We start from the raw sequence: 24,060 nt of genomic DNA, 5'->3' as shown, positions 1-24,060 counted from the left end.
TTCTTTATTAAGAAAAATAATTCTTTTAATTTCTGAACCATTCCGATATAATTTAAATAAATATTCTTTATTAAGAACAATCAGATGAAGTATAAAGAAAGGGGAATGTAAATGGCGACGATAGGTGAAAGAATACGTGTACTCCGGTTAGGAAGAGATTTGTCGGTGAACCAATTTGCCAGCTTATCAGGTGTTTCAAAATCTTACATTAGTAATATTGAGAGAGGCGTGCAAAAGAATCCTTCCTTGAGTGTAATGAGAAAGTTAGCTGCCACGTTAGATGTTCCGTTAGAAGACTTGCTTACCCAGGGAAACGATCAATCAAAAGCGCATAATCAATAAAACAAGCAAATTTAAAGTAAAAGGTGATGCTATTAATGAGGGGGAAAGTTTATTTTACAAGATTAGCCGCTCAACCTAATTACAGAACTGGACCACTTCCACCTATGTTATTTCATGAAGAGGTGACATTTAATTTGCAAACCGTGGTCCAGCAGTTCTCTCAGCTTCTTATCAAGCCTTCTTATGAGATAAGAAGTGAAGGTGGGTTGGTGTATGCAAGACATACTTCTAATCGGACATTCGAAGATGTAATGAAGGGGATTTATGGAGACGAATCTCCTCTTTCTTATTTACAGGCAGTCATTTGTTTTTATGAGTTGAATAAATACAGTCCTTCTTTCAAAGGGAGGTGGAGTTATATAAGAATTCTCGATGATGCTTTCGTAAAGTATTTGCGAGTACTTGGAGCTTGGCCTTTCGAAGATATTATTAAGAGCCTCAACCCTATCTTCTTTTATGATTCTTTGCAGCACCCGGTTATTATAATATATACAATCCAAGGAGATAGTGAGTTGACCATCACGAAGCATATTCACAGATTTGATTATGACAGCTATTGTCTAAAAGAATATAGCAGGCCAATTGGCAGGAGATGCTCTTATGACCGATCATGGGAAAGACTCTCATAGAAAGCGGCTGAAAGATATCATGTTTAGCCGCTTTTTAAGGTGAGACTATTTATATACATATTCGATTTATTTTTACAATTTATTTATAGAGCAATTCCAAATTTATAAGTGAATTGTTAAAAAAATATGAATTTTTTACAAAACTATAGAAGAAAATGGATGTATAATAGTCGTAGTAATAAAGGACAAGGGTAAGAGGATAGGCTTACATACTGATAAGTAGAAGCTATCCTCATTTCAAGCGGGGAGGTTCATCATTGATGGAGGCGTTTCCTGATGTTAAGACATTGGATGTTGAATGGGTGGAGTTAATCGAAGAAGCAAGAAACATGGGACTGTCAGTAGAGGAAATTAGAGAATTTTTACAATCTAACAAAATGTAGTATATAAGCATCAGCTGACAGCTGATGTTATTTTTTTAAAATTCGATTATATTTAATACATAGGAGGGGGATTGAATGAAATCGAGTCACTATGAACTAGTTCAAATGCTGAAAGATTGTTCAATTACTTTTCGTGTCCCTATCTTCATGTTTAACCATAACGAAAAAATGATTCACCACTTTCCCGATACAGTTCATAAACCACCAAAGATTTTTCAGAAAAAATTGTACAGTTGCTTAAGGGAAAGCAAACATTTTCCTTTCCAGCTTCAATTGTTTGAAGATATCTATTTTCAATATTTTTTTATTTATCCCATTCAAAATAACTTAGACCAGTTTACATTTATAGGTATGGGACCTTACTTATTACAAGAAGTTGAGAAACTGAAAATCAGAAAAATGCTGATCCTTAACGGAATGGATTTTTCATATGAGGAAGAGACGGTAGAATATTTTTCCACTCTTTCTATAATAAATAGGGAGAAACTAGAGTCAACCGAGCGCCTGTTAACTTCATTACTTCCTGGGAGAAGTGAAAGTCATTCAATTGGACAAATTCCCTCAGAAGAAATCCTTGACTATAGAAACTTTAAAAGTAACCATTTGAACGCAAAATACTCTCAGCACTTGCTGGAGTTAAATGAAAATTTCAATCGCTACTTCAAAGAAGGAAATATAAAAGCCTTGCATGAATACCAACAATTACGCAAATCCGCTTTGTTTCCATTAGGTAATGGAGATGAGCTTCGTTCTGCAAAAAATAATATCATTACATTGGTTTCTAAGTTGACCAGGATAGCCATTGAAGAAGGTATCGCGAAGGGAGAAGCTTTCTCTTTACATGACTTTTATATAAACTATCTTGAATCAAAAGAAACCCTTACTGAACTGATAAAATTAGAATCAACGATCGTGCAATCTTATTTAAAGGTTATGAAACAACGTAACCAATCCAGCCATATTTCTCCTCTAGTGCAACGTGCTAAAAGCTTCATTTATAATCATTTAACAGAAGAAATCAACTTGAAAAGTATAGCAGATGAATTGAAAGTGAACCCCAATTATCTATCCAGTATTTTTAATAAGGATACCGGAACCTCTATTACAAAGTATATAAACGAACAACGGATGAAAGAGGCGAAAGAATTGTTAAGTAACACCCCTTATACTTTAATGGAAATCAGTATTCTGCTCGGATATAACAGTCAAAGTTATTTTACTAGAGTTTTTAAAAAGCAGGAAGGGATCAGTCCGAAAGAATTTCGTCAAAAGCTGCAAACATATTCATAGTATTTAAACTGACTCGACCTGCAGTTAAGGTCGAGTTTTTAATTGAGGATTCTGATAAATTTTCGTGTTCATATTTATATACCCTCACTTACATTGAAGTCTTGGTCTCGAGAGATAGTGGAATTAGGGCTGTAGGAGTAATGAGTGGATGGTTACTTATCGGTGCAGAATTGAAGGAAGTCTGAGAAGCCGCTTAGGTTAAGGCTGGATAGCACCCTCGGAATTTATGGAATCAATTATGCGCTGCGCTTATATGGGCGTAAAAGAGGAGATCAATCGAATGTATCTGAACGAGACCGGTTAGTGGAGCAGTTAAAATATCGTGCTGGTATTTTCAAAACTATCAGTATAATGAATAGAAAAAATATATAGATAAATGACGAAATATGTTAATATATACATAGATTATGAATTGTGAGGAAAATAATGAGAAAAATTGTCTGCTGGATTCCTTCTATTCTATGGATGGGAATCATTTTTTATTCTTCGTCAACACCTTATGAAGAACAGAACGTCCAGCCATTACTTGGGGAATATTTAAATTTGCAATGGCTAGCCCCTTATTTGGAGGGGATTTCCTTTACGTATGACCAGAATATGGTTAGTATCGCCACACACGGGGTAGAGGGTTTTATCGAGTTCTTTATTAGAAAGGGAGCACATGTTGGAGTTTTTCTAGTGTTGACACTCCTTTTATATTTAGGCCTTGCCCAACACAAGATGAAGCATCCTATGCTGGCAGCCTGGCTTTTAACTGTTTTCTATGCAATAACTGATGAACTCCATCAAGGCATTACACCTAATCGTACGCCTTACATAGGAGATGTGATTTTAGATGCTATCGGTGGCTTGGCAGGGCTCTCACTTATCTACTTCATAAGAAAAAGAAGCCGTAAGAAATCAATGGAATTTAAATAATAGATAAAGAAATGAAGAAAAGGTGGTCACAATGACGAAAGCTGAAGATTTGAAAGAATTACTACAGAATATTCTTCGACAAACAGAATCTGAAGAACTGTCATCTTCTGAAGAGGTCATTAACAGAATGATCCAGCAGCTGCAAGCATAATTAAAGAACAGATTTCTGCTCTTTTTTTGCCACAGAAGCCCCTTGAATTTACCTTTTTATGTTATAATTTAAACCACTACATAAAAAAATGTAAAGGGATGATGATATGACTTGGAACCAAGAATTTGAGCGTTGGAACAACTTTGCTGATTTAGATCCAGCACTTCGAACGGAACTCGACCGTTTACAACAAGATGAACAATCTTTAGAAGATGCCTACTACAAGAATCTAGAATTCGGTACTGGTGGTATGAGAGGAAAACTTGGACCAGGAACAAACCGTATGAACATTTACACCATCCGCCGAGCCGCAGAAGGACTAGCCGCCTATGTGGAAAGCAAAAATGCCAAAGAACAAGGTGTAGTAGTTGCCTATGATTCCAGGTATATGTCCCAGGAGTTCTCAATTGAGACTGCAAAAGTCCTTGGTCGCCATGGTATCCAATCCTACGTATTTTCTTCCTTGAGACCTACACCTGAACTATCTTTCGCTGTCCGCCATTTAGGGGCTGCAGCTGGTGTAGTAGTTACCGCAAGTCATAATCCCCCTGAATATAATGGATTTAAAGCATACAACTCCGATGGTGGACAGCTTCCTCCAAACGAAGCTTCAACTGTGATCGACATGGTAAATAAAGTAGAGAATGAACTAGAGGTCGAAGTGGCTGAGCAATCCGAAATCGAAGCCTCAGGACTTCTGAAATGGATAGATGAAGAAGTGGATAAAGCTTATTTGGATGCTTTACAATCTGTCCATGTTCACCCAAGAATATCTGAGATCGCAAAAGATCTAAGTGTGGTGTTCACCCCGCTACACGGAACTGCGAAAATGCTTGTTGAAAAAGGATTGCAAAGCATGGGTGTGCAGAACGTTCATACGGTAGAAGAACAAGCTCAGCCAGACCCTGAATTTTCTACTGTAGCTTCACCTAACCCTGAAGAACATCAAGCATTTGAAATGGCTATCAAAAAGGGGAAAGAGTTAGGGTCTGATATCCTGATTGCTACAGATCCTGACGCTGATCGCTTGGGAGTTGCTGTTCCAGATGAATCAGGAGAGTACCAAGTCCTGACAGGTAACCAAACAGGCGCACTTCTGATTGACTATCTGCTTTCACAATCTGAACAAGTCCCTAAAAATGGAATAGTCATTAAGACTATTGTTACATCAGAATTCGGACGGGTGATAGCGAACTATTATGGGGCAAGCAGTCTTGATACGCTGACGGGCTTTAAATTCATAGGTGAAAAAATAAAAGAATACGAAGAGACTGGTGAACACAGTTTTCTATTCGGATATGAAGAGAGTTATGGCTATTTAGTTAAAGATTTTGCCCGGGACAAGGATGCCGTGCAGGCTGCAGTTCTGTCAGCAGAAGTGGCTGCCTACTGGAAATCCAAAGGCATGACCCTTCTCGAGGCGCTGGATGAGCTGTATCAACAGCATGGTTACTTCTTAGAAGATCTGCAATCCCTGACTATGGAAGGCAAAAGCGGGTCAGAGCAAATTGAAGAAATTATGAATGATTTCAGGAGTAACCCTCCTAAAAATGCTGGAGGTCTTAAAGTGTTGGCTGTGGAGGACTATTCCACTTCGGAAAGACTTACGACAGAAGGCGATAAAGAAGTAATTGAGCTGCCTAAAGCTAATGTTCTTAAATTCATTTTAGAAAATGACAGCTGGTTCTGTCTGCGACCATCAGGAACCGAGCCTAAAATCAAGTTCTATTACGGAGTCAAAACTTCTTCAAAAGTAGACAGCCAAAACTTAATAAAGTCTTTGAAAGAGACAGTCAACGAACAAATTAATAGAACAGTATAAAAAAAAGCCTCTGTTAAGGGGCTTTTTTTACTGAAAAAGGCCGTCATAAATCAGAACTCCATACGAAGTAATATAGTTGTGTATTTTATATAAAGACTTTAAAATTTTACTGAAGTGTAAAATGAATAACCTTTATGTATGCTATAATTAAGTTTGCATGTTCTAAAACTAAGTTATAAAGACAAGTGAGGATATTTATGAATGAATACATCAATATAGCCATAGCGTTAGCTATATCTATGCTAGTCAGTTATTTACTCGTTTTCCCAGTCATCAAGTTAGCAGTCAAATGGAGAATGATGGATCACCCAGAAGAACGGAAAATTCACAAAGTAGTAACTCCTAGAATGGGTGGTATCGCTATTTTTGGTGGTGTAGTGGCAGGGATGCTATTTATTCGTCCCGAACTCAGCTATCTTACACCTATCTGCATTGGAGCTTTTATTATAGTATTGACTGGTCTATTGGATGATCGGTACCAAATCAGCCCGATATTAAAACTCACAGGCCAAATTGCTGCTGCATTTGTCGTTATACTGTCAGGATTAAAGATAGATATTATTACTATTCCATTCCTTGGAATGATACCTATGAGCGATCCAGTCAGTGTAATTTTCACATTCTTTTGGATCATCGGGATTACGAATGCGATTAACCTGATCGATGGACTGGATGGATTAGCAACAGGAGTCACCACCATATCATTAATAAGTATAGCGATAATGGCACTAGCCATCGAACCGCAAATTGCTATCGTTTATTTGTGTGTTGTGCTGATCGGCAGTAATTTAGGTTTCTTGATCCATAACTTCTATCCAGCCAAGATTTATATGGGGGATACAGGCTCGCTGTTTTTAGGTTATTCGATGGCTGTCATCTCTATGGTCGGACTATTTAAGAATGTAACACTCTTTAGTTTTATCATTCCTATAATTGTTCTGGCAGTTCCACTGTTTGATACTTTATTTTCTATTATGCGAAGAATAATAAACAAACAGAAAATCATGATGCCTGACAATAAGCATATCCACTATCAAATATTAGCTGAAGGTTTTAGTCATAGAGCGACCGTGCTGATTGTATATGCGTTCAGTGCCTTATTCGGATTTTTAGCAATAATGTTTTCTTTAACTTCTTTTGGCATATCATTGATTATAACCTTTGTGCTGCTGCTAATGATTCATTTATTCGCAGAAATGACGGGAGTTGTATCAAAGGGTAAGCGTCCTATAATTGATTTACTCAAGAATCCAAAAGCAGCTCAGCGTAACAAAGAAAAAAATAAAGAGAAGCAGTAAAAAAATGCTCGAGCCATTGAGTTTTTCTCAGTGCTCGAGCATTTTTATGTTTCAAGATAATTGCTTCGGAAATTCAGCGACTATATAATAATTCCACTTTTTACTCAACTTATCATTTTTAGATGATTGGTTAATTTTTTTGAGTTTTTTTCCAACAATTGAACGGCTGGCAAGTGTCTTGAATTCATTCAGTTTTATTTTTCGTGCGGAAAGCTCGTCCTTCGAATGGGACTCTTTGATAAATTGTTTTTTTTCTTGTAGGTACCCTTTGTAATTTTTATTCTGAATGTATACTCCTGCTATTTTTTCTAAATGAATTTCTTTTACTTTAGATTTCAGTGAGTCGTCTACTTTAGGAAAGAGATTTTCTTCAATATAGCTGTAAAGCTGCCTGATTCCCTCAAGTTTAGGACCATAACTGTCACTGATCCTATTGTTTGAGTGAATTCGGTAAAGAAGTAGCGGTTCTTTTAATATAAATACATCTGCGCCACAATCAATAATCCTCAGAAAAAGATTCGTTTCCTGTGCACTTTTTAAATCTTCTTGAAAACCACCCAGTTTCTCCAAATGAGATCTTCTCAAAAGTGGAAAAGAAGCTCCGCCTATAAAATTACCGAGAAGCATTTTCTCTAAAGCCTGCTCGCTTTCGAATAATTTATCATTTCCTCTATTCCGATAACCCGCAATGTCATCATTTTCATCAAGATAAAAGTTATTGCAGCTTACTATACCTACAGACGGCCGTTGATTCATGATCTCTAGCTGTAGTTCCAATTTTCTCTTCGCCCAAACATCATCATCGTCTAAGAAAGCGATGTAATTTCCTTTTGATTGTTTTAAGCCGTTATTTCTAGCAATATTTCCACCCTTAGGCTGTTCATGAGTAATTATTTTCACCCTTGGGTCTTCAATACTTCGTAAATACTCAGGCGTACTATCATTAGAAGCTTCATTAATAATAAAGAGCTCCAGGTTTTCATAAGTCTGGTTCAATACACTTTCAACGGCTACCTTCAAGAGATTGACTCTGTTTCTGGTAGGTATAATTACACTAATCAAATCTTCATTATTATTTTGATTCATATTTTGACCTCTCTTATTCAAATGACATAAAAATGATGCTGACTGATGAATCTGTGTAGTATTTAATTAATTGTAACAATTTATTACCGCAAGTTGAAGTTGTGGAAGATCGAGCTAACTTTGTTTTAATTCTTCTTCTATCCTCAAGTTACTATGAAGAACTTGCATAAGGTTTATTTTTTGTGATTTGTTTAGTTTGTCGGTTTCAAAAAGGTTGTATAAATCGTGATCTTTTAGTGCGGGCTCAAGAACAGACAAACCTTCTGAATAACCTTCATAGCTATGTTTCCAAGTATCGCTTTTCATTACTACATCCCATTGGGTCCAGGACTCTTGATTTCCTTTAATGATATTAGTTTTCTTTCCAAATTCCCGCAACATCCAAACCCACAATTGCACAAAAAAGTTTACGTATATCGGGAAATAAGGTAATCGTCCTTCCCCATGTAACAGCCATTTAGTTTTTGACAATAAGGGTTTTGCCATAATCCGGAACAATCTATGGTTAAGCTTCCAGCTTTGAGGAACTGAAGCACTTATTTTAACGACGTCCTTTGCCATAAAAGGTTCGTAACTCCGGAAGAGTCTCCGATTTCCATGAAGGTTAGGGATATTCATGTTCATCGTACTTGGCCAAAGCTCAAACCACTCTTGAGCCGAATGTGTCCGAAATGCTTTTACTCGATCTAAATGTGCCCGCCTTCTTTTCGTAACCTCAGTTAGAATATCTTGTGTGAAGGCTTCATTTTTTTTAGAATGCGCATTCGAATATTTTCTGTTTTTCATCTGTGGAAGAAATGGGAAACGTCTAGGGCCGCGAACCTTTTTAATGCGGGAACCTTTAAGCATTGCATCCGCAAACAATCCTCCAAAAACGGCCGGATATTCGTCGAGCTTACAATGCTTGTGAAAGCCAAAAGTGTGAACGTGATGAAATTGAGATCCGCTTCCTACTAAACGGTCAGTTTCAGGAAGAATGCTAAGGTAGTGATTTTGCGTCCGTGTTGAAAGATTGAAATTCGCTCCATAAGCATTAGCGGCTTTTTTTGCTACTTTTCCTTCCCTGTTCATATGTTCTAAGAAAACAAATGCATCCCGTCTAGATGTCTCAGGTAATAATCCCGATAACGCACGAGAATCTTCGCCGCCGCTTATGAACTGTGCGATATGCGTCATATCCTCTGTAATTGAACCTACATATTCTTGTAAGGCATTTCGTAAATCCGAAGCAGCTTCTGTAATATTTTCATATTTGATCATTTCCCTGGGGATCCAATAAGATTCTGATTTCAGAGTGTTTGAAACGCCTGGAATAGTGTGTATGGAAGCTGGTGGTATTTGTTTGATTTCCTTGTAAATAGTGAATGGATAAGTGACAAATCCGTGCAGGATAAAATCTGCCTCAGATACTAAATCAATATTCCCCTGTTCATTCGCTGCGCCGGCTAATATGTCTACGTGAGATGAGAGAATGATATTACTATGATTACTAAATGAATAAACAGGAATGAAAGACATCAAGTCGGTCATAGAATAGACCTCGGCTGTATGCTTATTTACGATGATAACTGAATAAGGTCCACTCAAATCTTCATCCCAATGCATTTGGTCGCTATGCCATCGTTCATAAATTGAGCGGGTCCCCTCGAAAACGGCCTCTTCATTGACTAGAAAACGGTTATCTCTATAACACAACACCGGGCCTCCAAGCACCAAAGTGATGTGTTCGTCTGTTTCGTAGGGTTGGAAACCGTTATATAAGTTGTGACTTACCGCTAAAGAACCCCACTTTCCATGGAACTCTTCTACTATAGGCGCATCCTCGTGGTATATTTTTTTAATATGATTTGTTAACTCACCGCGGTCGAATGTTTTTCTTGAAAAAATAAAATCGCTCACTGCAAAACACCTAATTTCTCTTATTTTGAAGTTTCAATAACCTTTTCATCAAACTTTTTACTGATCCTTATAGTTATGAAGATCAACAATAAATTCAAAATCGCTCCTCATAAAGCAGTGTAATTCTGGCTCAAGCTTTTTATTTTGGAATGTGATAAGTAGGACTAAATTTGAAATACTAAAGAGCAACGAATGTATCGTTGCTTCAGAATTTAAGTAATCAGGTTGTTATATAATCGCTGGTTAATTTGAGTTCTAAAAAGAGTCTACATCGCCAGGGGTGATGAACCATTTGGATTCGTCTTCAAAACCTGTGAATTCATCATGTGTTTGAATACCGACTAGAGGAACAGGTCTATCTTTTTGATAAAAGCTGTTATTAATCAATTGGGAATAAATTGAGGTATGCGGTAAAGCCCAAGTCTGAATAATTGCAGCATTCCTCATATATTTCAACGCTGAATCTAATAGCAAATCACAGCCTTCGGTACCTTCAAGGCAGCACCAATCTAAAATCATACCACTCTGATAAGATTCTTTGTTTTCAATAGTGAAAACTATATAGCCTCGAAGTGCTTTAGAAGGGCCTTCCAAAGCTAAAATGGTATATTTTTTTTCTGGATGGAAAGTATATCTCCAATTCAAATAAGCAGTGTCTCTCACTACTTTAACAAGGCCGTCATTATGAATATCGGCATCGAGGCTAGTGAACCTATCATCAAAGTTTTCGATTTCAACTACAGATAGTTCGTTAGATGGTTTCATTTTTTTGCGGTTTTTAAAGTTATAAATTAGTTCATCCACAGGTTTTAACAATTTCAATACGGATAGCTTAGACGATAGCAAAGAGAAAGGTCTTTGAATATTTATGAGTCTAGGTATGTCGGTAATGTGGACACCTTTCGAATATTTAATCAATAAATCTTTCGCTTTAGGTGCAGGGAATCCATACAAATAGACAATATTTTCTTTCCGGGCTATCTCGCTGAGTTTTTCATTTAATTTTCTATATATACCTTTACCTCTTGTTTGAGGATCTACCATAGTATCGATTCTTAAACCGACTTTGTGAATTTCGTTTCCTATATACGCTTTATTCACCCATAGACTGATATGTCCTAGAATTTTGCCATCCTCTTCCCATACCAATATCGTAGGCTCTTCATAATGCGGATGTTTTTTAAATTTCCACTCCCACTCTTCATAAGAACGGTTATGGTTAAAAGTTTTTGCAAACAGTTCTTGAATCTGTTCTTCATCACCAGGTGCATAATTTCTTATCGCCATTCTGACTACCTTTCCTCTCGAAAATGGATAATATTGAGTATCTTATTTCACGCACTTAATATTACACTAAATTCTATTCCATTGAAAACTAATAATAATGTTGAATTCGTCTGTTTTAAAGGTCTTTTGAGACTCAATATAAAATTCAGCCGTATGCTGGATAAAACAATAATTATTTTGTGTGGATTTCTAAAATAATCAATAATAAATAATCCAGGAAGTATATTAGATTTTTTTTACTCAAATGTTATAATGTTTGAAGTGGGATGGAAGTATGAACATTTATGTAGTTTAATGTATAGTTCTAATAAAGACTGTAGAAAATTGACGAATAAAATATATACATACAATTTTTTCCTCTCCAAATATCATATCCAAAAGTCATGTTATTGAACTAGACAAAAGGGTCAAATCAATCAAGATGAAAAAGTATAACGTTAGAAGCTTGAAAGGAGAGGAGCAATGAATCTTAAAAGATTTCTTATAGAAGGTAGTAAACCAGTAATAACACCTATTACAAAAGTGATCTTAAAGAAGCATTACACTTCAAATCTATCGATAACACCTCTAGGGGACTATAAGAAAGTTTTAATAGTCGCTCCCCATATGGATGATGAAACGATAGGATTGGGTGGAACGATAAAGCGGCATGTACAAGAAGGTGCTGAAGTTCATTGTGTCTTTAGTACAGATGGTTCAAACAGCGAGAGTGAACTTTCCAGAGAGGAATTAAGCCGGATAAGAAAAGATGAAATAGAAAAGGTGAATGAACTTCTCGGTATGGACTCGATTCATTACATGGATTTGCCGGACGGTAATGTGCAGTCTACAAGTGAAGCTCAAAATAAACTGGTTTCATTATTAGAACAAATCGAACCTGATTTAATTTACTGCACTCCTTTTGTAGATGCACATCCTGATCATACAGGGACGACCGCCATACTATCAGATTGTTTGAAGCTGCGGAGAAATGGTGAAAAGATTCGCTTATACGAGATCAATTGTCCAATTCCTCCTCGAGAAATTAATTGTGTAATTGACATCACTTCCACATATCCTACAAAAAAAGATGCGATTAAGTTATTCACTTCTCAAGCCATAGCATTTGATGGATTTTTACTTTTGAATAAACTTAAATCACATATGGTAAAAGATCGTTCAGTTTCGGCTGCGGAAGTTTTTATAGAAGTGGATGCAGATCAATTCACTAAACAGTTCGACAAATTGAGGGAGAAGAATTATCCTTATCACAAAATGTTTAAGCAAGCGAATCGTGTAGTGACCTTGCTTTGGGCCATGTTCAAAAATTACCCTCAAAAAAAACGGATTTATCAGGAAAGACTATCAAAGAATTAAAACAGCTTATTAAAAAGTTTTGGTCGAACGAGTATGGTGTACTGGGTTCCGTTATCTCCATTTCATCCTTTACCAGAGCTGAAAATTAAAATAATTTTATGAATGATGGAGGATTAGTACTATGCATCACGGGAAGAACACGAACCAATTTATTAGGTTTATGGAAATTTACCTAATCGTCTTCATATTGCTGCAGCCGATTTTAGATATTACAGCATATATAAATCTACCTATTTCTGAACCAATCCGAGTACTGACCCTTTTTCTTGGACTGATTTATGTACTGCTTAGTCCTTATAAAAGGGCTAAATTGTTTTCCATAAGCTACATTGTACTTCTGGGTATATTTATGGGATTGAGTCTAGGAAATAATTTAATGGTGAAAGAGCCAGTATCCTTGATTACTGAAACGACATACATCATTAAGACATCTTATTTCTTAATAATGCTGATCGTCTACTATTTTGTATTCAGGTCTCTAAGCGAGAGAATCGATTGGAGAAGTAAATTACAAAAATACTTGACGATCAACTTGACTGTTATTGGCGTCGTTATGGTCATAGCCTCATTAACAGATACAGGAAAGAGAAGCTATGGAATGCTGGATAAAGAAGGACATTCCGGATGGTTCTATTCAGCAAATGAACTTAGTGCCATCTTAGGTATAGGATTCGCTATTATGATTCTTTTCTTAATGAAACAGCCGACAGTAAAAAAACTCTTTCTTTTGATACCTGCTGTCATTGTTACTGCGTGGGCTATTTTTACAGTTGGAACAAAGGTAGGGCTGGGTTCCATCCTCATGGTTTTAGCACTGGGGAGTCTTATTGCATTATTTGAGGCTTTTAAAAAGAAAGCCTGGCTGAATGCGATTGTTTTGCCTGCCTTGTTTGTGGTGTCCATCTTAGCTATCCCCTATACAGCAGTTGGGAATAATATGGATCTGACATATGAAAATAATAACCCGGCTCCAGACACAGAGACGGACGGAGAAGGTTCTGGAGACAATGATACCGGAATAGATGAAGGTACCGGCGGAGCTGAAAGTGAAGAGGAAGATGACTCTTCAGGAAATGCAGACGCAACCGCCCTTTTAAGTAATCGGGATGTATTTCTAGGAGAGAAAGTAGAGCAATTCAGACAAGCACCGATCTCTCAAAAGTTATTAGGAATGGGTCGTGGTGGAAATTACGAAGATGAACCAAGCTTAGTCGAAATGGACTTGATGGATTGGTTCTTGAACTTTGGAATCTTAGGTTTCGTTATTCTTATGACGCCTGTTGTATACTTTATCTATATGATTTTAAAGAATTTGATCACTAGTCGATTCAGGGTGTTGACCGGTGAGAATTTGTTTATCGGTGTAGCAGTAGGTATAGGGCTTGGGACAGCTTTTCTTGCAGGACATGTACTTTCTGCGCCTGCTGCAGGAATTTATTTAGCGTTGTTACTGGCTTATCTTTATCGAAGTACCAAACCAAGTCAAAAGATAAGCCCAACTTAGGAAGGTGATCTTTTGCCGAAAAAAATTCTCGTTATAACCACTATGTACCCTAGTAAAAGCAACAAGACTTTTGGAATCTTTGTGAAAAACCAGGTGGAAGAATTGAGAAAACATTCATCAACAGTTGATGTCTCAGCGATACTGGATGATAAGACGTCGAAACTTCATGTGATTCTCAAATATTTTAAGTGGATAATGTATACATTGTTCCTCCTTCTTACAAAAGGCCGTAAGTACGATTTAGTTCATGCTCACTATGCTTTCCCGAGCGGGTGGCTCGGCTTACTCTTCAAAAAGTTGTTGGGGGTGAAGCTCGTTGTCACTTGTCATGGTGGGGATATAGATAAAATGGCTAAAATAAATAAGTTTACACACAATCAGACTAAAAAGATTTTAAATGGTGCTGATCACGTCATTGCGGTTGGTGAAGGTTTGAAGGAAGATATTATAAATGATTTTAGCGTTTCAGAATCATCTATAACTGTCATGAGTATGGGCATTAACAGACAGGTGTTTAAACCTACCCCGAAAAACGAGGCTAGGCGGTCGTTGGATATGACCGATTCTTCCAAGCATATATTGTTCGTCGGTAACATTATTTCTGCAAAAGGTATAGAAGAGTTGATAGAGGCGTTTAAGCTGCTGAAACAAGAGGATGACCGTTTATCATTACAGTTAGTAGGACAGCCTAAGCAGGAAGCTTTTCTAAACAAGTTAAAGCAAAAGATACATGATGAACATATAGAAGGTGTCACTTTCCATGGGGCGTTGTCTCAAAAGGAAGTGGCTGTATGGATGGCTGCTGCGGATGTGTTTGTGCTGCCATCTTATATAGAAGGCTTCGGTTTAGTTGCTGTGGAAGCTATGTCATGTCATACTCCAGTTGTAGCCACAAAAGTCGGCGGGCTCCAATATTTGTTAGATGAAAGTCTGGGAGTGCTTGTGCCGCCTAGAGACTCCGCCGCCTTAAAAGGAGCAATTAAGAACGTAATGGAAGATGAACATTTAAGATATAAACTTATAAAACATGGCGAAAATAAGGCACAGGAGAATGATCATGATGTTTTAATCGATCGATTGAGATCGATTTATGATGAGATCGGAGCGAAATAAATGAAGAAAAAAAAGTTGTTAATGATTTCTTCTATTGGAGGACATCTGACTCAGTTACTGCAGCTGGAACCTCTGTTTACACAGTATGACTATCATATAGTCACAGAGAAATCCGATATTACGAAAGATTTAAAGCAAAAGTATCCAGTCTCCTTTCTATTATATGGGGCACGCAATTATCCTTTTCGATATATTTTCAAGTTTTCCTACAACATAATTAAGTCCTTGTTTATATTTTTAAGGGAAAGGCCTGATGTTGTCGTCACAACTGGAGTTCATTCCTCTGTACCGATGTGTTATATCGCAAAATTATTCAGGAAGAAAGTAATATTCATTGAGAGTTTTGCGAAGTCATCATCACCTACCTTAGCCGGTCGGATGGTCTATCCTATAGCTGATCTATTTATCGTTCAATGGGAATCTATGAAGAAAGTGTATCCTAAAGCAGTTTATGGGGGGAGTATCTATTGATTTTTGTTGTTTTAGGTACCCATGAATTACAATTCAAACGGCTGCTTGCGGAAGTGGAAAGGCTGAAAAAAGCTGGCGTCATACAGGAAGACATAGTCGTACAAAATGGGAATACCTCATTTGAAAGTGATGTACTTACCTTGAAGCCGTTCGTGACGTACGATGAGATGGACGCTCTTTTTGACCAGGCCGATCTTGTGATCACACATGCTGGAACCGGCTCAGTCACAACAGCATTAAAAAAAGGAAAAAAAGTAATTGCAGCTGCAAGGCTTAAAGAATATGGAGAACATAATGACGATCACCAACTTGAATTGATCGAAGTATTCCTTGAGCAAGGATATATTTTAAATTGGGGAAAAGGGGACGACCTTGAAGACGTGTTACATCAAGTAGATTCATTTAACCCTCCTCCATTTCAGTCTGGAAAAACACAAATGATACAATTGATTAAAGATTTTATTGAAAAATCATAGAATTTCTTTTTTATCGAAGGATGTTAAATTTTAGAACAATTACAAACTGAATGGAGTTGATGAAGTTGAAAGTACGCAAGGCAATTATACCTGCTGCAGGGCTTGGAACCCGATTCCTGCCGGCAACGAAAGCTCAACCGAAAGAAATGCTCCCTATTGTTGATAAACCGACGATACAATATATCGTAGAAGAAGCAGTGGCATCTGGTATTGAAGATATTATCATCGTTTCAGGACGCGGCAAGCGGGCGATTGAAGATCACTTTGATAAATCATATGAACTGGAAGAAAAGCTGATAGAAAAAGAAAAGTATGATGTTTTAGAGGAAGTCCAAAACATATCTAACTTAGCCAATATACATTATATTCGTCAAAAAGAACAAAAAGGACTTGGCCATGCCATATCATGTGCCAGCCGTTTCATAGGGAACGAGCCTTTTGCAATCTTACTGGGGGATGATATCGTCCAGTCAGACGAACCTTGTCTTAAACAATTAATGAATGTGTATGAAGAGCAGGAATGCTCGGTTGTAGGTGTGCAAGAAGTGCCTGAAGAACTTGTGTCCAGCTACGGCGTAGTAGCTCCTCGAACAGGCGAAGATCCATCGAATGACCAAATTGAAATTCAAGATATGGTGGAGAAACCTTCTAAAGAGGAAGCTCCATCCAATCTAGCAATAATGGGGCGCTACGTACTTACACCCGCAATTTTTAATATTCTTGAAGACTTGCCGCCAGGGCGTGGTGATGAAATTCAGCTGACTGATGCTATTAAGCAGTTGAATACAAGTGAGAGAGTAGTCGCTTATAATTTCAAAGGCCGTCGTTATGATATAGGCAATAAACTTGGCTTCATTGATGCTACACTTGATTTTGCATTGAACCGTGAAGATTTAAGAGAAGATGTCGTTAACTTATTAAGAGCGAAATATGAAAAACTAGACCAGTAAAGTAAGGTGAAACTAATGAAAATTTCTGTTATTGGAACGGGGTACGTTGGGTTAGTGACTGGTGTATGCTTGACGGAAGTAGGTCACCATGTAACCTGCGTGGATATTGATGAAAATAAAGTTCAAAATATGCGTAAAGGAATTTCGCCTATTTTTGAACCCGGATTAGAAGATATGATGATCAAGAACATTAATGAAAATCGTCTTACCTTCACTAGTGATTACAAAGTAGCGATGAAAGATAAAGAGATCGTTTTCATTGCAGTCGGTACGCCGCAGTCAAAAGATGGATCTGCTGAACTTACATACTTGAAAAAAGCTTGTAAAAGTATAGCGGAACATATGACGGATGACCTGATTGTGATAACGAAAAGTACAGTGCCTGTAGGAACCAACGAATATGTTAAAGAGATAATTGAAAAGCATAAATCTAATTCACATAAGGTAAGCGTAGTGTCAAACCCTGAATTCCTTAGAGAAGGATCGGCCATCCACGACACATTTTATGGTGACAGGATTGTCATAGGTTCAGAAGAGCAGGAAGCATTAGATCGCGTGAAAGAAGTTTATTCTTCATTCACGCTCCCTATTTTAGAGACTGACCTTCGAAGCGCTGAAATGATAAAGTACGCTTCCAACGCTTTTTTAGCGACGAAAATAAGTTTCATCAATGAACTGGGGAATTTGTGTGAGCGTTTAGGGGCCAACATTGAAAATGTTTCCAAAGGTATGGGAATGGATAAGCGGATCGGAGATAAATTCCTTAATGCGGGTGTGGGTTACGGAGGCTCCTGTTTCCCTAAAGATACGAATGCTCTAGTGTCAATTGGACATAGTGTCGGTTATCATATGTCGATAGTGGATAGCGTCATTGAAACTAATGATAAGCAGCAGCGTATCATCATTGATAAAATCAAAGATTTCTATCCGGATCTTTCCAACAAAAAAGTAGCGGTTTTAGGACTTGCTTTTAAACCGAATACAGATGATATGAGAGATGCACCATCGATTAAAGTAATTAGAGAACTTGTTGATAATGAGGCAGAGGTTTATGCTTACGACCCTATCGCTGAGGAAAACGCCAAGGTATTTCTTCCTGGAGGCACAATCTATAAAGATTCTATCGACGAAACATTGAAAGACAAAGATTTTGCGATCATCATGACGGATTGGCAAGAGATAAAAGAATACCCTCTTGAACAATTGAAGTCGCAGTTGAAGAATCCCGCGTTATTTGACGGGCGTAATTGCTTTAACCTTGAAAAAGTGAAGGAGTCAGGATTAGAGTACCACTCAATCGGACGACCTTCTATCGGTGTAAGGGAAGATGAAGAAAAATAACAGAACAGTATAAATACGAATACTTAAAAAGCATGGGACTCTCCTGAGTGCAGGAGCTCGTTCCATGCTTTTTTCGCGGTGTATTTATTTCAGTTGTTTGATAACAGATAGCATGTGTTTCACGGCTATTCTGGACTCGTTTCTAAGTTCGCATATGATGGTTTGGAGTTGCCTCTGTACTTTTTGATAGTTTCCTTTAAGGCGGAAGATGTCCTCGGCAATGTCTTCACCAGTCCAAGAATCATCATTTACGTGACCTAATACTTTTTGATCCATAAGTTCAACGAATGAATCAATTTTTGGATCATAAGAAACCGCAACAAAGGGGGTATTAGAAATTGCAGAAAAAATCAGGGAGTGCAGCCTCATTCCGATAAGGAATCTAGAAGAGGTGATAATGTTTATTTTTTCGTTCAGTGATAGGTCTTGAGATAGAATATCGGATTTTTCCTTCATAAGTGACTGTATGTTTTGAGAACACATGGCATCCTCCTCGCCATGCATGGGCAGAAATACAATTTCAAAGCCCTGATGAGCCAATAAATCTAATCCATGAGCGAATTTTTGTTGGTAAGGCTGTGTTGATGGCCACGGGCGTACACATACGATAATGACGGAGTTGTCTTTTTCTCTGCCGCTTTCGGTAAGAGAGTCGTCCAGTCCCATGACACTGTCTGGTACCACTTCGATATTTTTCCGGATCCCCATTTTGGTAAGGAGCTGTTTAGAATCCCTATCTCTTACGGTAAGGTGATCAACTTTATTCATTGTAAATTCAGTCAGTTTTTTTGCTATTTTACCATTAAGTGGCCCGATCCCCTGGGAATAGATGATGACAGGTTTTTGTAGAAGCTTGGCTATCCCAATGACACCAGTGTAATAGATGACCGATTTCACTCCGGTAACGTCCTGTAGTAAACTGCCTCCGCCACTGATTAACCCATCTGATCTTTTTATGACCTTAATGACTTCTTTCAAGCTCCATCGGTTAACGGCATAAACATCGTACGTATCTCTCGTATGGGCTGGATCGTTGGACAATACCGTGATTTTGATAGAAGGGTCTTCCAGACGGATTTGCTGAATCATGGAATAAAGGATAGCTTCATCTCCTGTATTTTGAAAACCGAAATATCCGGACAAAATGATCTGCATAGTAGGACCTCGCTTTATATTTTCCAACGCTTCCCGATAAAAGGCAAGTTTGCAAGGCTCTTTCTATTAATAACTTTCATTAAGAAAAGTTGTAAGAAGTAAACAAGCGCACCTGCTATTATAACTAAGAATACATACAGTAGATTCATTGCCCGTGACCAATGTTCGAAGTTCAGCCACAAAGAAGGAAGTGCTGCAATCATACCCATTATTGCAGCAGCAAGTATAATTCTTGGTAATTCGCGTGGGAAAAGGTTGTATGATACTGTTCTTCGTATGAATATTGTGTTTACTGCCACTAATAATATATAAATGATGAGAGTTGATATTGCAGCCCCAAGTATTCCGTAAAAATTTATAAAAACTATGTTGAGTAACGCCTTCAATGTTACACCAGTCACCACTATGAAAGCAGCTGTCTTATTCAGATTGATTCCCTGCATGATCCCCGTGCCGACAAGTGCCAGTGATGTGAATGCTGAACTGAATCCGATGACCGCTAACATACTGCTTCCTTCTAAATTAGTAAATAGTGCCAGATTCAAAGGAAGAGTCAATGCAAGCAAACCAAAAGCAGCAGGCCAAGAAATGAGGTGGGTGAGGTAGTTCGACTTTTCTATTAATTCCCTGGTCTCAGAATGCTTTTTTTCTGCAATTTTTTTAGTTAGTAATGGAATAAGCGGCAAAACTATGGAGGTGGCAAATACAGTGGTGATTTGCACTAGCGCAAGCCCCCTGCCATAGACTCCGTATAAGTAGGTCAAGTTGATCGTCGAACCATCACTTTGGGAGTGAAGAGCCAGCGGGATCGTCAAGGAATCAATCGCATTCAATAAAGCCATAGTAATACTGCCAATGGCTACCGGTATAGATACTTTCAGAATTCTTTTGCTCCACAAGATAAACGAACGGAGCTGATATTTTTTAGGGCTGGATTTTGGAAGATCAGATTTTTTATAGGTGTATTGAAGATACAAAAGAGAAGCAATAACCCCTATTACAGATCCACTCATTACACCACCAGCTACGATATCTTCTGAAAAATCATTTGCTGTAAAAAGCAAGGCAGCTCCTATAATGACGCTCACTCTGAATAATTGTTCTAGCACTTGTGAAACAGCCGTTGGTTTCATATCATCAAACCCTTGGAAATATCCTCTGTAAACAGCCATATATGGCGCAAACAGGAGGGAAGAAGCAACTATAATTAAAGCTGTTTCAGTGGAAGAATCACCCATGATTACAGATAATGGTTCAGAAAAAATATACAATATTGTAAAACTTGCAATTCCAAACAGTAATCCTAATATATGAGCTGTACGTTTAATTTCACCGACAGCCTCCAAATTTTTATTTGATTTCGCTTCGGCAATCATTTTAGAAATTGCAATAGGGATACCTGCTACAGATAAGATAAGGGCGACCATATATACGGGGTAAACAAGAGTGAAAATACCGAGAACCTGGTCTCCAGCAATATTTTGCAGTGGAATTCTAAAAACACTGCCCAATATTTTAGATAACAGGGCAGCGATTGATAGAATGAAAGTACTTTTTATTAAATTTGATTTGCTCATAAAGAATTTTTCACTCTTTGTTTAATGATACGGTAGCTGAAGCGAGGGAGCGCAAGCATTCTTCTCCAGCGGCGCGGCTGTTTTAAAAGACGGTAAAGCCATTCAAGATTAATATTCTGCCAGCTTAGTGGAGCGCGCTTTACATTCCCTGAAATAACGTCAAAGCTGCCTCCCACACAAATGAATACCCCTTTAGTGAACTGATCGATATGTTGAGAGATCCAAGTTTCTTGTTTTGGAGCCCCAAGTGCTACGAATACGATGTCAGGCTTTTTCTCGTGAATGTCTTCAGCAATTCTATTATTATTCCAATCAAAATAGCCGTCATGTTGGCCGGCAATCCGAATAGAAGGAAATTGTTTTTCTATATTATTTTTAGTAGATAGCAAGGTTTCTTTATCAGCGCCTAATAAATAAATGCTGTACTGATGATCACAGGATAATTGAAGCATATCCATCATAACATCATAGCCTGTCACTCTCTCTGGAAGAGGGTTCTTTAAGATCTTTGAGGCTTTGACAATACCGATTCCATCAGCAGTTATGTATGAAGCACGAAGTAAATGATTCTTGTATTCATGATGTTCGTTAGCTTGCATTACGATTTCAGGGTTTGCGGTAATGACAAAAGATTTTTCTGCCGATTGTACATGTTGGCTCAGGCTCTTTATCAAATAGTCATGGTTTATGATCGAAAACGGGATACCCAAGATATTTACGTGCTTCATATTGTAAAGTGACTCCTTTAATATACACATTCATGCTCTACATAATATAACATAAAAAGGCGGCAACATGTTAGATGTTGCCGCCTTAATTCGACATAATAGGACTTATTCAGCAATTGGTAATTTTTCAAGACTTGTTCCGTATGAAGAGTACCCGTCACTGTATACGAAAGCTTTCTCATAATCATTTTCTAAAATGTTTTTTGGAGTAATCTCGTACCATGTCCCTCTGGCATCGACTTCCTCAATGATTTCTACTGTTTCATTAGCTTTAGGCAATTGATAGAGTGGATCACCATCAGTACTTGCTTCATTACGTACGTTTATATTTGTTGTAACCGTTTGGGCTAAATCATTTTGACCATTTTCCGGTGAACTGTCCGACTTATTACTCAAATACTGATCAGCTCTGTACATGTGTCCGGCAATTTTCTGACCCCAATAAGCGTCAGAAGCGTATTTTACATTCATCCCTGTACTTTTGTTTCCGAGTTGAGCTCCATTAAAACGGTAGTCTTCTTCATTGAAATATCCAGGTACGATGAAATCTGAAGCGGCTTCTAATATACCAGATTCAAAATCAGTATATTCTTTTGCATTTTCATAAGGGTTACTGTCCACTGCGCCTATCCCGAACAAATTGTTTTTACCTTCAGCAATTTCGCTTTGTCCCCAGTTACTTTCATGAATAGCGTGTGCCAGTAAGTATAGAGCGTTTGTCCCATATTCTTTCTCAGCCTTTTTAAAAGATTCCCCCGTTCCAACTAACGGGCTATTAGGCTTTTCACTTTTAACATACTCATCTAACTGTTCTGCAGTATAATTCGTTTCCGTATAAAGCGGCATTCTATTAAAATATTGATAAGCTTCCCCAGCTTTATCTCCATTTGTCTTGTAGAACGTATTACCATTTAAACTATAATACTTCTTACCAGTTTCCATAAAGTTTGGAGCAGCTCCATAAGTGTACTCAGTGGTTGTGTCATTAATAGAATTATATAAATAATGTACAAGACTGCCATTTTCTACTTTATAATGTGAACGATCTTTTATCATATGAGTAGGTGTTAAATTGACGACGGATGGATCTACGTATCCGGCAGTATCAGCTACTTTGACCTTCACCCAGTCCTCTGAAATTTCAATAATTTCCATCTCTACTCCAGAAGTTACATAAGTAATATCGGACGTCAAGTTTTGGTTGTCATAAAGTGTGGCGAATTTATTAGAAGCAGCCATCCCTTCTTTTATCCAAACGACGTTATTACCTTCCAGTACTACCTGGCTGCCGGCTGCACGGTTTACAGCCTGATCATACGTTTCATATTCGCCTTTTCTCACGTGGTCCCCATCAGGATCAAGAGAAATTACGGAATAATTCAAATTTTCTGGAGGGTATAATTGGTCGAGTAATCTGGAGATAACCGCTGCGGTTTCCCCACGTGACGTTTTATCGTTGGGTGCAAAAGAAAGACTATTATCCTTATGCTTTTTACCATTTATGATTTCTAAGTATGTTAATCTTTCTACGGCCTCAACAGCATAGTGGTTGATCTGATCACTATCCTTAAATTCATCGATCGGTAACCTTTCACTGACCAAACCTTCAGATTCAGCAGCGTTCATCATCATCAGCGCCATATCTTGACGAGAGATGACATTATTCGGCTTAAAGTCGCCTCCAGGATAGCCATCGACGATGCCCTGGTTATAGGCGGACATTACGTATGTATGATGCCATTGATTTGAAGTAACATCATTGAATTGTTTATCCGGATATTCATCTTCTTTTAGTTCGACATCTAATGCGCGAACTAAGAAAGCGGTAAATTCAGCACGCGTCACTGAATTTTTTGGTCTATATGTACCATCTGTATATCCTGCCATTATGTTTTTATCAATCAATGTTCTCATTTCTTCCTCAAAAGGAGTGTCAGTAATGTCATCTTTTGCCAAACTAGTCGGTGACAAAACTGCCATTAGCGTCATAAGACCTACAAATAGAATCATAGCTTTTTTCATTTAGTATATTTCCCCCTTGAAAATTAAGTACTCTATTAATCTATCAAAAAATTAAGGAGATTAATAGCTAATATTGTAATGTTTTGTAATATAGTAAAATTTAAACTACACGGATTTCCACCATGGATTCCCAATAAATGAACACTTAAGAAATATAGTGATGAAATGTTCATTATAATAAGTTAGTTCTTTTGTAGGATAAAAATTTTCCCGGGTTTGACGATATAATAATTGTTGGATGGGGGACTTACATACATATTAT

The 24,060-nt window shown here is 37.7% G+C and carries 21 protein-coding genes; 14 read left to right on the top strand and 7 right to left on the bottom strand.

The genetic code is table 11. The annotated features are described in order from the left end of the window. Positions 1-111: 111 nt before the first annotated feature. From LF817_RS08950 to LF817_RS08920, 7 genes are all read left to right on the top strand, one after another. A complete protein-coding gene (locus LF817_RS08950) occupies positions 112-342 on the top strand; it encodes a helix-turn-helix domain-containing protein (protein ID WP_253935453.1) in 231 nt (76 codons plus the stop codon). 35 nt (positions 343-377) lie between these two features. Beyond that, positions 378-971: a hypothetical protein gene (locus LF817_RS08945; RefSeq protein ID WP_253935452.1), complete on the top strand. Its 594-nt coding sequence runs from the start codon at positions 378-380 to the stop codon at positions 969-971. A 260-nt stretch (positions 972-1,231) separates the two neighbouring features. After that, entirely contained in the window at positions 1,232-1,354 is a 123-nt protein-coding gene (locus tag LF817_RS08940) for an anti-repressor SinI family protein (RefSeq protein WP_253935512.1), read from the top strand. 75 nt (positions 1,355-1,429) lie between these two features. After that, a complete protein-coding gene (locus LF817_RS08935; protein ID WP_253935451.1) occupies positions 1,430-2,644 on the top strand; it encodes a helix-turn-helix domain-containing protein in 1,215 nt (404 codons plus the stop codon). A 426-nt stretch (positions 2,645-3,070) separates the two neighbouring features. After that, entirely contained in the window at positions 3,071-3,562 is a 492-nt protein-coding gene (locus LF817_RS08930; RefSeq protein WP_253935450.1) for a VanZ family protein, read from the top strand. A gap of 257 nt (positions 3,563-3,819) precedes the next feature. Continuing rightward, complete coding sequence (locus LF817_RS08925; RefSeq protein ID WP_253935449.1) at positions 3,820-5,535, top strand: phospho-sugar mutase; 1,716 nt, start codon at positions 3,820-3,822, stop codon at positions 5,533-5,535. A gap of 197 nt (positions 5,536-5,732) precedes the next feature. Further along, on the top strand, positions 5,733-6,833 hold the full coding sequence (locus LF817_RS08920) for a glycosyltransferase family 4 protein (protein ID WP_253935448.1): 1,101 nt from the start codon (positions 5,733-5,735) through the stop codon (positions 6,831-6,833). Positions 6,834-6,884: 51 nt separating this feature from the next. On the opposite strand, the gene LF817_RS08915 is transcribed toward LF817_RS08920, so the two are convergent. The 3 genes from LF817_RS08915 to LF817_RS08905 form a co-directional block, all read right to left on the bottom strand. Further along, entirely contained in the window at positions 6,885-7,919 is a 1,035-nt protein-coding gene (locus tag LF817_RS08915; protein ID WP_253935447.1) for a glycosyltransferase family 2 protein, read from the bottom strand. A 114-nt stretch (positions 7,920-8,033) separates the two neighbouring features. After that, entirely contained in the window at positions 8,034-9,818 is a 1,785-nt protein-coding gene (locus LF817_RS20390; protein ID WP_253935446.1) for an asparagine synthase-related protein, read from the bottom strand. Positions 9,819-10,073: 255 nt separating this feature from the next. Further along, the gene (locus tag LF817_RS08905) at positions 10,074-11,105 is read right to left on the bottom strand and encodes a GNAT family N-acetyltransferase (protein ID WP_253935445.1); all 1,032 of its coding nucleotides are present in this window, start codon (positions 11,103-11,105) and stop codon (positions 10,074-10,076) included. Between the two features lie 462 nt (positions 11,106-11,567). On the opposite strand from LF817_RS08905, the gene LF817_RS08900 reads away from it, so the two are divergent. From LF817_RS08900 to LF817_RS08870, 7 genes are all read left to right on the top strand, one after another. Beyond that, entirely contained in the window at positions 11,568-12,461 is an 894-nt protein-coding gene (locus LF817_RS08900) for a PIG-L deacetylase family protein (protein WP_253935444.1), read from the top strand. 121 nt (positions 12,462-12,582) lie between these two features. Next, positions 12,583-13,965: an O-antigen ligase family protein gene (locus LF817_RS08895; RefSeq protein ID WP_253935443.1), complete on the top strand. Its 1,383-nt coding sequence runs from the start codon at positions 12,583-12,585 to the stop codon at positions 13,963-13,965. Positions 13,966-13,977: 12 nt separating this feature from the next. Continuing rightward, positions 13,978-15,078 carry a glycosyltransferase gene (locus tag LF817_RS08890; protein ID WP_253935442.1) on the top strand — a complete coding sequence of 367 codons (1,101 nt, stop codon included), beginning with the start codon at positions 13,978-13,980 and terminating at the stop codon, positions 15,076-15,078. After that, positions 15,079-15,549, top strand: a complete 471-nt coding sequence (gene pssD, locus LF817_RS08885; RefSeq protein WP_253935441.1) for a PssD/Cps14F family polysaccharide biosynthesis glycosyltransferase — start codon at positions 15,079-15,081, stop codon at positions 15,547-15,549. Then, positions 15,546-16,025, top strand: a complete 480-nt coding sequence (gene pssE, locus LF817_RS08880) for a PssE/Cps14G family polysaccharide biosynthesis glycosyltransferase (protein WP_253935440.1) — start codon at positions 15,546-15,548, stop codon at positions 16,023-16,025. The genes pssD and pssE overlap by 4 nt, the downstream gene beginning before the upstream one ends. A 65-nt stretch (positions 16,026-16,090) precedes the next feature. Next, positions 16,091-16,975 carry a UTP--glucose-1-phosphate uridylyltransferase GalU gene (galU, locus tag LF817_RS08875; RefSeq protein WP_305882227.1) on the top strand — a complete coding sequence of 295 codons (885 nt, stop codon included), beginning with the start codon at positions 16,091-16,093 and terminating at the stop codon, positions 16,973-16,975. A gap of 15 nt (positions 16,976-16,990) precedes the next feature. Further along, positions 16,991-18,316 (top strand): UDP-glucose dehydrogenase family protein, encoded by a 1,326-nt coding sequence (locus LF817_RS08870; protein ID WP_253935438.1) that lies wholly within the window; start codon positions 16,991-16,993, stop codon positions 18,314-18,316. A gap of 84 nt (positions 18,317-18,400) precedes the next feature. On the opposite strand, the gene csaB is transcribed toward LF817_RS08870, so the two are convergent. From csaB to LF817_RS08850, 4 genes are all read right to left on the bottom strand, one after another. Then, complete coding sequence (gene csaB / locus LF817_RS08865) at positions 18,401-19,471, bottom strand: polysaccharide pyruvyl transferase CsaB (protein ID WP_253935437.1); 1,071 nt, start codon at positions 19,469-19,471, stop codon at positions 18,401-18,403. Positions 19,472-19,485: 14 nt separating this feature from the next. Then, positions 19,486-21,048, bottom strand: coding sequence for a putative polysaccharide biosynthesis protein (locus tag LF817_RS08860; RefSeq protein ID WP_253935436.1), 1,563 nt, complete (start codon positions 21,046-21,048; stop codon positions 19,486-19,488). Beyond that, positions 21,045-21,776 carry a WecB/TagA/CpsF family glycosyltransferase gene (locus LF817_RS08855; RefSeq protein WP_253935435.1) on the bottom strand — a complete coding sequence of 244 codons (732 nt, stop codon included), beginning with the start codon at positions 21,774-21,776 and terminating at the stop codon, positions 21,045-21,047. Before LF817_RS08855 ends, LF817_RS08860 begins: the two co-directional genes overlap by 4 nt. 105 nt (positions 21,777-21,881) lie before the next feature. Beyond that, on the bottom strand, positions 21,882-23,798 hold the full coding sequence (locus LF817_RS08850) for an S-layer homology domain-containing protein (RefSeq protein ID WP_253935434.1): 1,917 nt from the start codon (positions 23,796-23,798) through the stop codon (positions 21,882-21,884). Positions 23,799-24,060: the final 262 nt, after the last annotated feature.

The sequence above is a fragment of the Halobacillus sp. A1 genome (genome assembly GCF_024189295.1).
Taxonomy (GTDB): Bacteria; Bacillota; Bacilli; order Bacillales; family Halobacillaceae; genus Halobacillus_A.
This window is presented reverse-complemented; position numbering and strand designations above follow the sequence as displayed.

What these genes read in the sequence shown, in the direction of transcription:
- LF817_RS08950 (WP_253935453.1), top strand. Translation starts at nt 112, where the DNA reads ATGGCGACGATAGGTGAAAGAATACGTGTACTCCGGTTAGGAAGAGAT.
- LF817_RS08945 (WP_253935452.1), top strand. Translation starts at nt 378, where the DNA reads ATGAGGGGGAAAGTTTATTTTACAAGATTAGCCGCTCAACCTAATTAC.
- LF817_RS08940 (WP_253935512.1), top strand. Translation starts at nt 1,232, where the DNA reads ATGGAGGCGTTTCCTGATGTTAAGACATTGGATGTTGAATGGGTGGAG.
- LF817_RS08935 (WP_253935451.1), top strand. Translation starts at nt 1,430, where the DNA reads ATGAAATCGAGTCACTATGAACTAGTTCAAATGCTGAAAGATTGTTCA.
- LF817_RS08930 (WP_253935450.1), top strand. Translation starts at nt 3,071, where the DNA reads ATGAGAAAAATTGTCTGCTGGATTCCTTCTATTCTATGGATGGGAATC.
- LF817_RS08925 (WP_253935449.1), top strand. Translation starts at nt 3,820, where the DNA reads ATGACTTGGAACCAAGAATTTGAGCGTTGGAACAACTTTGCTGATTTA.
- LF817_RS08920 (WP_253935448.1), top strand. Translation starts at nt 5,733, where the DNA reads ATGAATGAATACATCAATATAGCCATAGCGTTAGCTATATCTATGCTA.
- LF817_RS08915 (WP_253935447.1), bottom strand. Translation starts at nt 7,919, where the DNA reads ATGAATCAAAATAATAATGAAGATTTGATTAGTGTAATTATACCTACC.
- LF817_RS08905 (WP_253935445.1), bottom strand. Translation starts at nt 11,105, where the DNA reads ATGGCGATAAGAAATTATGCACCTGGTGATGAAGAACAGATTCAAGAA.
- LF817_RS08900 (WP_253935444.1), top strand. Translation starts at nt 11,568, where the DNA reads ATGAATCTTAAAAGATTTCTTATAGAAGGTAGTAAACCAGTAATAACA.
- LF817_RS08895 (WP_253935443.1), top strand. Translation starts at nt 12,583, where the DNA reads ATGCATCACGGGAAGAACACGAACCAATTTATTAGGTTTATGGAAATT.
- pssD (WP_253935441.1), top strand. Translation starts at nt 15,079, where the DNA reads ATGAAGAAAAAAAAGTTGTTAATGATTTCTTCTATTGGAGGACATCTG.
- LF817_RS08870 (WP_253935438.1), top strand. Translation starts at nt 16,991, where the DNA reads ATGAAAATTTCTGTTATTGGAACGGGGTACGTTGGGTTAGTGACTGGT.
- csaB (WP_253935437.1), bottom strand. Translation starts at nt 19,471, where the DNA reads ATGCAGATCATTTTGTCCGGATATTTCGGTTTTCAAAATACAGGAGAT.
- LF817_RS08860 (WP_253935436.1), bottom strand. Translation starts at nt 21,048, where the DNA reads ATGAGCAAATCAAATTTAATAAAAAGTACTTTCATTCTATCAATCGCT.
- LF817_RS08855 (WP_253935435.1), bottom strand. Translation starts at nt 21,776, where the DNA reads ATGAAGCACGTAAATATCTTGGGTATCCCGTTTTCGATCATAAACCAT.
- LF817_RS08850 (WP_253935434.1), bottom strand. Translation starts at nt 23,798, where the DNA reads ATGAAAAAAGCTATGATTCTATTTGTAGGTCTTATGACGCTAATGGCA.